Annotated in this window: 8 protein-coding genes and 1 riboswitch; of the genes, 6 read left to right on the top strand and 2 right to left on the bottom strand. The window is 49.3% G+C overall.

Annotation, left to right across the window (positions count from 1 at the left end):
* Window positions 1-199 precede the first annotated feature (199 nt).
* The 4 genes from EIH22_RS08855 (at window position 200) to EIH22_RS08840 (ending at window position 4278) form a co-directional block, all read left to right on the top strand.
* A complete protein-coding gene (locus EIH22_RS08855; RefSeq protein WP_124055436.1) occupies window positions 200-610 on the top strand; it encodes a YccF domain-containing protein in 411 nt (136 codons plus the stop codon).
* 52 nt (window positions 611-662) lie between these two features.
* A riboswitch (TPP riboswitch) is annotated at window positions 663-767 on the top strand.
* A 47-nt stretch (window positions 768-814) separates the two neighbouring features.
* Window positions 815-1846 (top strand): thiamine ABC transporter substrate-binding protein, encoded by a 1032-nt coding sequence (locus tag EIH22_RS08850; protein WP_124055435.1) that lies wholly within the window; start codon window positions 815-817, stop codon window positions 1844-1846.
* Window positions 1847-1856: 10 nt separating this feature from the next.
* On the top strand, window positions 1857-3596 hold the full coding sequence (locus EIH22_RS08845) for an ABC transporter permease (protein WP_200829232.1): 1740 nt from the start codon (window positions 1857-1859) through the stop codon (window positions 3594-3596).
* A 1-nt stretch (window position 3597) separates the two neighbouring features.
* Window positions 3598-4278 (top strand): ABC transporter ATP-binding protein, encoded by a 681-nt coding sequence (locus EIH22_RS08840; protein WP_124055434.1) that lies wholly within the window; start codon window positions 3598-3600, stop codon window positions 4276-4278.
* 29 nt (window positions 4279-4307) lie between these two features.
* Here EIH22_RS08840 and EIH22_RS08835 read toward each other — a convergent pair whose 3' ends face one another.
* Together EIH22_RS08835 and EIH22_RS08830 are read right to left on the bottom strand one after the other, a co-directional pair.
* Window positions 4308-5393 carry a glycerophosphodiester phosphodiesterase gene (locus tag EIH22_RS08835; RefSeq protein ID WP_124055433.1) on the bottom strand — a complete coding sequence of 362 codons (1086 nt, stop codon included), beginning with the start codon at window positions 5391-5393 and terminating at the stop codon, window positions 4308-4310.
* Entirely contained in the window at window positions 5393-6682 is a 1290-nt protein-coding gene (locus EIH22_RS08830) for a DUF4921 family protein (RefSeq protein WP_235001845.1), read from the bottom strand. The genes EIH22_RS08835 and EIH22_RS08830 overlap by 1 nt, the downstream gene beginning before the upstream one ends.
* Window positions 6683-6934: 252 nt before the next feature.
* Between EIH22_RS08830 and EIH22_RS08825 the strand changes: the two genes are divergently transcribed.
* Together EIH22_RS08825 and EIH22_RS08820 are read left to right on the top strand one after the other, a co-directional pair.
* The gene (locus EIH22_RS08825) at window positions 6935-8344 is read left to right on the top strand and encodes an MFS transporter (protein ID WP_124055431.1); all 1410 of its coding nucleotides are present in this window, start codon (window positions 6935-6937) and stop codon (window positions 8342-8344) included.
* 94 nt (window positions 8345-8438) lie between these two features.
* Window positions 8439-8867, top strand: a complete 429-nt coding sequence (locus EIH22_RS08820) for a cupin domain-containing protein (protein WP_124055430.1) — start codon at window positions 8439-8441, stop codon at window positions 8865-8867.
* The last annotated feature ends 315 nt before the right edge of the window (window positions 8868-9182 follow it).

Raw genomic sequence — 9182 nt, 5'->3', positions numbered from 1 at the left:
CCTACCAGCGCCGATGGTACTGCACTCGGGAGGGTGTGGGAGAGTAGGACACCGCCGTCATCTAAACATGAATGTGTGGAGGGCTTAACCCGTTAAAGGTTAAGCCCTCCACACACATACACAACACACAAACCAGTCCTAAGCGTAGTGGTATTCTTCTAGGTAAATTCAACACGCAAGTTCGGCGGAAGTAGGCGCAGTGCGGTTTTTACTCAATCTTATCTGGTTGGTATTCAGCGGTTTTTGGCTGTTTTGGTCTTACATAATCTTCGGTGCGATTGCTTGCTTATTTATCGTCACAATTCCGGCCGGTGTAGCGTGTTTTAGAATTGCTTTCTATGTACTTTGGCCATTTGGCCGCCGAGTAGTACCTACTCCTGGCGCCGGGGTAGGGTCTACACTTATGAACCTCGTATGGTTCGTTGTTGCAGGGTTACCATTGGCGATTACGCATCTTGTAACGGCTCTGGGCTTGGCGTTGACGATCATTGGTATTCCTCTAGCTATAGCAAATATCAAGCTTATTCCCGTCACCTGTTTCCCTTTCGGAAAACAGATTGTTTCGAGCGATCAAGGTTACCACCAGGTATCTGCGCAATACGGACGTTAGTAGATCAACCAGATCTAAGTAGCGAGCGTATGGGCCTACCTTATATACTGAGAATTACCGACAGGGGAGCATCGTTTTGATGCTGAGAGTGCATGTATGCAGACCCTCGAACCTGATTCCGGATCATGCCGGCGAAGGAAGTCGAGTTCTCTCCGATTTTATGCTCACACATAGGATCGCCCTCCAAACCAATTTGGAGGAAAAGTGTTTTCTTTTCGAAAAGCAGCAGCTTCCATTGCCGCTGTAGCATTTATTACGGCTGGTTGTTCAGCCGCAGATCAAAAGCAAGCTGATTCTGGCTCTGGAAAAACTGTAACGATCTTGACCCATGATTCGTTTAACCTTAGCAAAGAAGCGGTAGCACAGTTTGAAAAAGATTCCGGGTTTAAGCTCAAAACCGTCTCCACTGGTGACGGTACAGTTCTGAACCAGCTGAAGCTTAATAAAGACAACCCGACCGTCGATGGTTTCTTTGGCGTTGATTCTTTTAACGCTAAAGATGTAGTCAACGCAGATCTGGCCGCTAAATATGTGCCTGAGGGATTCAAGTCCGCTTATATCGTGGACGATAAACTAACTCCGATTGATCGCGGTCATGTATGCCTTAACGTTGATAATGAATGGTTCAAAGCGCATAACCAAGCAACTCCTGCTACTTTCGACGACCTCCTCAAGCCTGAATTTAAGAACCTCACAGTTCTCACCGACCCTCTTACGTCAACCCCTGGCTTCGCATTCCTGGCAGCTACAGTTGCCAAGTACGAAGACGGCTGGAAAGACTACTGGACGAAGCTCCTTAGCAATGGTGCCAAGATCGACGACGGATGGTCTTCTGCCTACTACACTGATTTTTCCGGTGGTGAGGGTAAAGGTTCCTACCCGATTGTACTGAGCTATTCGTCGTCGCCAGCCTATTCCCAGGGAAAGACCGGATCTGTAGACGCTACGTGCATTGAGCAGGTTGAATATGCAGGTGTGACTGAAGGAGCAAAGAACCCAGAGGGCGCTCAAGCATTCATCAAGTTCCTTGTTTCTGAAACCGTTCAGAAGAACATTCCAGAATCAATGTATATGTATCCGATCCTGGAATCAGTAAAACTCCCAGAGGACTGGCAGAAGTTTGCACAGATGCCAAAAGATCCAATTGAAGCTGACCTTAAAACGATCGCAAAGAACCGTGAATCATGGTTAAAGGACTGGTCGGAGCTCTATCAAAAAATGAAGCCGGCAAAGTGACCGAAGCTCAGTGAGTCTGCGAAGCAAACTTGGCTGGGGCAGCGCAGTGGCGCTGCCCCTAGTCTTCATCTGTATATTCTTCGCCTGGCCGGTTGGCGCGATGCTGGTCCGGGGCTTCTTTGGTGCTGATTCAGATGCCTCCTCAGGTTCCCTTGCTGGATTCATCGGAGTGTTTGCCGAAGAACACACCTGGCAAATAATCTGGCAGACGCTGTGGATGGCAGCGGCTGGCACACTTTTTTCAGTGCTGCTTGGTATACCTGGCGCTTATGTACTCTATTGCCTAGATTTCCCTGGTAAGCGTCTCGTGCGGGGAATCGTATCGATGCCTTTCGTACTCCCTACCGTGGTAGTCGGCATCGCCTTCCGCTCACTTCTTGAAGGTCCACTAGCTTTTCTTGGCTTTGCTAACTCCACGGTTGCCGTGGTGATGGCAATGGTATTTTTCAATTTCTCAGTAATCGTACGTACAGTTGGCACGATGTGGTCGGGGATTGACAACCGCACTACAGAAGCCGCCCGCACACTTGGTGCTTCGCCGCTTCGGGCGTTCCTCACCGTCACCTTACCGCAGCTCGCACCCGCCGTTGCTGCTGGTTCTGGCCTCGTGTTCCTCTACTGCTCTACCGCCTACGGCATCGTCACCACCTTGGGAAACCCTGGCTATGGAACCATTGAAATGGAGATCTATCTCCAAACGGTTACTTTCTTTAACCTTGATAGGGCAGCTATATTCAGTGTTTTACAATTTGTAATCGTTGCGCTTGCTCTTGTAGTAACAACAACGCTTACTAAAAAGACGGAGGTTGCCCTGCGGGTTCGCACCGATTCCTCGCATCGCCCACGCAAGTCCGACGCCGGCGCTCTAGTAGTAACAGCGTTTTCAGTTGCGTTCATCCTGGCACCAATGGTGTCTCTGGTAGTCAGATCATTCCTAGTACATGGCGAATGGTCAATAGATAACTACCGCCGCTTACATACCCCCGGCGCCGGATTCACTGGTGGAGCTACCGTCATGGAGGGTATCTCCCACTCGGTAAAGATTGCTACGGACGCGACGATTATCGCGCTCGTCGTCGCAATTCCATTGGCGCTGGTTCTTTCGCGAAAAGTTACGGGGACTCTGGCTCGCCTTCAGCAATTTCTTGACGGTTTCGTACTCCTTCCGCTGGGAATATCGAGCGTTACGGTTGGTTTCGGATTCCTCATTACGTTTGGTCGCATGGACCTAGGAAGATCGCCATTGCTAGTGCCGTTGGCTCAAGCAATTGTGGCTTTACCACTGGTTGTTCGAGCCTTGCTTCCGTTACTTCGAGCAATCGATCCTCGGATGCGCGAAGCTGCAGCTACGTTGGGAGCGCGTCCGAGCCAAATCTTGTGCACGATTGATTTTCCGTTTCTCGTTCGTGGCATGGGTTTAGCCGTTGGCTTTGCATTTGCCGTTTCCCTCGGTGAATTTGGTGCAACGTCTTTCCTAGCAAATCCGTCGTACCAGACTCTGCCAGTAGTGATCGTAAAACTCCTTTCGAGGCCAGGGGAATTTAATTATGGTATGGCACTTGCAGGTGCGGTGATCCTGGCAATCGCAACGGCATCGGCAATGATCACAGCTGAAATGTTGAACCTACGCACGGATCTAACAGCTAACCAGCGAAAAGAAGTAGCGGATAATGTGAGATCCAAGCTCACAGGCAAACAGCGAACTCAGCTGGTGCCCGAAGCTATCAACACGTTCGGAAGGAAGGCATGAAATGCTGAACAATAATGCTACGAATACCAGCGAGCACAGTAATGCTCTTGTTCTTGACTCTGTTGACGTGACTTATCCCAATGGTTTCACCGCTGTCAAATGCGCAAACCTCGCGGTGCAAAAAGGAGAAATCTTGGCACTGCTAGGTGCATCGGGGTCAGGAAAATCGACACTCTTGCGAGCAATCGCTGGTTTAGAGTGTGTAAGCACCGGAGCGATTTACATCAACGGTAGCGATATTAGCGATGTTCCTGTTCATCTACGTAATACAGGGATGGTTTTTCAAGATGGTCAGCTGTTCCCACACCGCAACGTATTTCGAAATATCGCTTATGGGCTCGAAATACGCAAAGTTCGCGCAGTTGAACGTGATGCTCGCGTAAAAGAATTACTCAAGCTCGTGGATTTAACGGATTTTGCCCAGCGTCCAGTAACGACGCTTTCTGGGGGTCAAGCTCAGCGAGTTGCTCTCGCTCGTTCCCTTGCACCGAACCCCGAAATCTTACTGCTCGACGAACCACTATCGGCATTGGACCGAAAACTACGCGAGACACTTGCTATTCAGCTTCGCGAGATTATAAAAACGACGTCAACGACTAGTGTTTTCGTCACCCACGATGAAGACGAAGCACTCACGGTAGCGGACCGCGTTGTGACGATGGAAGACGGCTGCTTAGTCTAATGACTTCGCTGGATCTGAAAGCAACCTTATTAACGGCGGGGGTGGCGATAGTGACCTGCTAGGCGAAGCTCACGTCGGCTTGGACGCTTTAGGATCCCGTTCCCAGAGCTGGCATTGCTACTAGTCTGAGCAGAATGAGCTGTAGGTGCTCCCGAAACTGGAGTGCTCGGCGTCGTTCCTGAAGGTGTTGCTGGTTTTGGATCCGAACTGGACTCGGCGGTAATTGAGTGTGGAACTAAAAGCTCACCGCGTTTGGACTGAGCCACGCGATTAAACATCAATTCGATGGCACGTTCGGGATAATCGGTGGTGACGGCATCGATACCCATGTTCCAGAACTGATTCATCGCGGTGAAAGAGTTAACGGACCAAACTCTTACGCCGATGCCGAAATCGTGTGCCATAGACATAAAACGCTGGGCAAATACTGGATTACGCATCAATGGAGAGATTAATCCATCGTAAGGAATATGAACCCAATTTGCCACCTTGATCCGCGGATCTGGTGTGGTTCCGGTTCTAGCACAACGAATTAGCTCCGAAAGATTTTCCCACCCCAAAGTACGTTGCAAAAGCGGAGAAGTTGCAGCGCGGACTTCTTCCAAATAAGCGCTCCACGAATGTGAAACGCAAATCCGTCCCGCGGACCGAGTACGATTGATCACTTCGATTAAAGGTTGGATTGCCGTAGGCGTTTTAATATCGATAATGAACTGCGCATACGGAAAAGCGAGAAGCAGATCATCGAGCCGTAGAATCGAATCACGCCAGCCGTGTGGGCCGTGAACAACCGCGGTTGACTTGAGGATCTCCCAAGAATAACCAGTAATTGGACCGTTGAGATTTGTGATCCGGTCAAGTGTGGAATCGTGGAAGCAGACGACGACGCCGTCGGACGTTACCTGAACATCGGTTTCGAACACGCGGCAACCATTATCCCAAGCATGTTGGAAAGCCATCTTTGTGTTCTCGGGGTAGAGTCCACTGGAGCCACGATGCGCGATGACGCGCTCGCGAAAATGGGCATCAAAACGAGGAGGCAATGGACCTTCAAAATACTTTGATTGACCAATTACCCTTGGCAAATCTGCGTGCTCCATATCCTCTTTCACCATTATTGAAGTGCTGGATTATATTTGAGTGAATTTATGCGGCAGCTACACTCACTCGCAATATTAATATTGTTTGCAATTTTTCCTTCAGCACGCAATTCCAAAAGCTTCGGAACCACGCGATCACGTAAATCCCATGGGTCAATCGTGTTGACGTAGATCTTCGTTCCGCCTTCGAATCCGGCAAGAGTGGAAACACGCCACTTAATAAGCACTTTCCAAGGAATTGCGACGTCGGCATCAATCGGCTTGCAATGCCATTCTTCGTTGGTAGGAACCAATGTGCCGGTGGCGGCGTGCATCGCATGGATTAGATCAGACATTCCGCGAAGTTCTTCCGGGCTATGCTCCCACGGCTGGCAGTGCTCGGACTTCGACCAAATCTCCAGGGTGGGGTAGCGGTGGCCAAATCCAGCGATTGCAACAGCGTGTTTGTTCTCGGCCAAAACCAAGTTATGGAAACCTGCGTAATCAACTGCTGCTTCATTATAAATATTTGGATTTTCGCGTGCTTTCTCCACTTCCAACTGCCCATTAACCGAGCGCTGATCGATGGAAACCAGTTGCTTATGAAGATGGTCGAATGAAGCACCGGCTGGTTTCAACCAGTTTTGGAAGACCTGCACGTATTTAACGTATCGGTTCGAGGCATAGAGATCTTCCATAGAGTCAACCGTTAGGCGAATGTACCATTCGTGCTCTTGTGGGGTGAGTGTGCCCGAACCTGCCAGCTCAGAATCGTTGGCGGCGCCGTCAACAAAATGGCGACGAGCGATGATCAAGTCGTGACCGGAGCCAAAGAAAGACTTGGCTTCCTCAAGCTTTTCGTTATCGGTCATCAGGGCAACATCGTCGGGATCCATTGAGGATCGAAGTTTGGTATCCAAAATTTCCATGACGTGTGCTCGCCCAGCTGGATCGGCAAGGTAGGCATCCATGCGTTGTTCGGCTTCCCGCGAAAGCTGGTGACCGTAGTTCTTTTCCCAGTAGTGGAAAGAAACAATTTCGAAAAGGTTAGGAATACGCCTAAAATCCCACTCGCGCGTGAGCATGTCGACTCCGGTGGACCGGTAAATCACGGCGTCGTCGCGCTTACGAACAAGACGCGCCTTTTCTGGTGGAGTTTCAAGAATGCGTTGGGTACAAAATGCACAGTGGTGACCTAGAGCGTCCTGGTTGATCGGCTGAGGGTCAGGGATATTAATCCCAAGTGGACGGTGAGCGCGGCCTGGAACGGTCCACACTTCTGTCTCCGAAAATGGATTGATCTGTTTGATCGTTCCATCAGCCATCCTCGTCAATGGTGGTCTAAATGCATTTCCCATAACTCCAACTTTATCCTTACTTACGCGGAAAATCTCTAACGAGTTCAAAGCTTGTGAGATGAAGGTCAAGGGTCCATATCAAAAGGTGAACGTGGTGCTAAGGCTCACAACATCTCAAGGTGCAGGTATAACGATCGTTTTGCCGAAAGTGATAAGACGGACACCTCGCTTCGCTGATGTCAATTCGAAATGTAGGGTTTTTGTTGATAAACCGGTTATGTGAATGAAAAAGTGCGCCTTCCTCGTGAAATCTGGGTTTTGGTATCAGCGGCGGTGTGTATCGCCCTCGGTTTTGGCATCGTTGCTCCTGTTTTGCCACAGTATGCAAAGAGTTTCGAAGTTACGAATGTGATGGCGACATTCGTTGTCTCTGCTTTCGCTCTGATGCGTCTAGTTTTTGCTCCCGCCTCCGGATGGCTTTCCGGTGCCTTCGGTGAACGACGGATGTATCTAATCGGAATCAGCATCGTGGCGCTTTCTTCTTTCACGTCGGCATTTGCTCAGAGCTACTGGCAGCTACTGGTTTTCCGAGCTTTAGGCGGAATTGGTTCGGTAACGTTCACTGTTGCGGCGATGTCTCTTATCTTTAGATTAGCTCCGCCTCACGCGCGAGGTAGAGCTTCCGCAGCTTACGGTTCTGGGTTCCTAATCGGAAACATTATTGGTCCAGTTGTTGGAGCATTGTTGAGTGTGCTCGGGTATCGCGGACCGTTCATTATCTATGCCGTGATGCTTGTAGTTGCAGGATTGATCGTTAAGTTTGAGATTCCTGTTGAGGCAGTTGCGTTACCCAAGGAATCCGACTCCGGTAACGTCGCACCTAAATCTAAGTTGAAGAATGCAGACGCGCAAGCACAGGCATCTAGCGCGAGTTCAGTTACCGAGGCGGCTTCGGGTGCCGATAAGGTGAGCGTCGCCGACGACGTATCTGCGCCATTGGTGGATCCAGACCATGAGCATGTCACCGAAGACTTAGCCAGCAAGGGAAGTGGGCATTCGAAGGAAATGCGACCACGGCGTCGTCGTGTTCCTCGAAACGTCATGACGGTATCGGAAGCCCTCCAAATCCCGCAGTTCAGAGTTGCTCTTTTAACTGCCTTCGCTCAGGGATGGACAAATATGGGTGTGCGAATGTCCGTTGTTCCGTTGCTTGCGCAGTCAATAATTGCGGCTCCAACTTGGCTACCGGGTGCTCTGCTTGGGGGATTTGCTGTTGGAAATGGACTTGCGCTTATTCGCTCGGGTCGATGGTCTGATATTTATGGGCGCCGTCCAATCGTGATCGCAGGCTTGGTTCTCTCTGGGGTATTCACACTGGCTATGGGTGCAACAACGAACCCAACTGCGCTTCTGATCATTAGTATTGTTGCCGGCGTCGGCTCAGGATTCGTTCAGCCTTCGCAACAAGGTGCAGTGGCGGATGTAATTGGAAATCGCTCGGGTGGTCGGGTTGTTTCCTTTTTCCAGCAGTCGGCTGACCTTGGGCAGATCATTGGTCCAATTGTTTCTGGTTTTCTTATTGACTTTTACGGCTTTACAACCGCCTATGCGGTAGCGGGGACGATGCTCCTTATTGCGGCGCTTGTGTGGGTAGTATTGGCAAAGGAAATAAAACCGCAAGTGAAGTAGAATAGAGCATGTGAGTAGTCATCCACGTGATGTGTGATCTCTTTGCAGATACGGAACACTTAGATGACGCGAAACAAGGAAAGAGGCATCGGATATGGCTTACGATCATCAATATGACGACCAAGGTAAGAAGCCTTGGGTTATTGACGTGGAGAAGGAAACTCTCGATAACAACAATTTCCGCACAACCATGTGGACTGGTGAAAAACTCCAAATGACTGTGATGAGTATTCCTGTGGGTGGAGAGATTGGCTTGGAAATCCATCATGGTATCGATCAATTCCTAAGAATTGAACAGGGTAAGGGACTCACCCAGATGGGTCCTGCTGAAGATGACCTCAACTTTGAAGTTGAGGTAAAAGACGACGATGCCATTTTTGTGCCTGCAGGTACATGGCACAATGTTACAAATATCGGTGATGTGCCATTGAAGCTCTACACGATTTATGCTTCACCGGATCATGTACCTGGAACTGTTCATGAAACAGCACAAGACGCTAAGAACGATCCTAACGAAGACTGAAAGCCTCATTATTCCGAATTAATGTTCGGCAATTCCCTCTACAGATCTTGCGGAGACTGTAGAGGGAATTTTTTGTGGAAAATAGTAAATTCTTTGTGGAACATATCTCAACATTCAATAAATAACCGTTATTTATTAATTATTTAATTTCTTTATTGGTATATTGAAATTGATATTTGTGCTTGTATGTTGTGTTGTTTTTGGATTGTTTGTGACTGATTGAGGGTGGATAGAAGCACACTAGCTAATTTGTAGCATCAACTAACGTAGGTGTCTGCAATAAGTCCTGTGAGAGGGATTGTATGTTCAAGCGAG

The sequence above is a fragment of the Arcanobacterium ihumii genome (assembly GCF_900604515.1).
Taxonomy (GTDB): Bacteria; Actinomycetota; Actinomycetes; order Actinomycetales; family Actinomycetaceae; genus Arcanobacterium_A; species Arcanobacterium_A ihumii.
Note: the sequence above shows the minus strand (reverse complement) of the source record. Positions and strands in the feature narration are given on the sequence as shown.

Coding starts and splice junctions, on each gene's coding strand:
- EIH22_RS08840 (WP_124055434.1), top strand. CDS start 3,598: ATGCTGAACAATAATGCTACGAATACCAGCGAGCACAGTAATGCTCTT.
- EIH22_RS08835 (WP_124055433.1), bottom strand. CDS start 5,393: ATGGTGAAAGAGGATATGGAGCACGCAGATTTGCCAAGGGTAATTGGT.
- EIH22_RS08830 (WP_235001845.1), bottom strand. CDS start 6,682: ATGGCTGATGGAACGATCAAACAGATCAATCCATTTTCGGAGACAGAA.
- EIH22_RS08820 (WP_124055430.1), top strand. CDS start 8,439: ATGGCTTACGATCATCAATATGACGACCAAGGTAAGAAGCCTTGGGTT.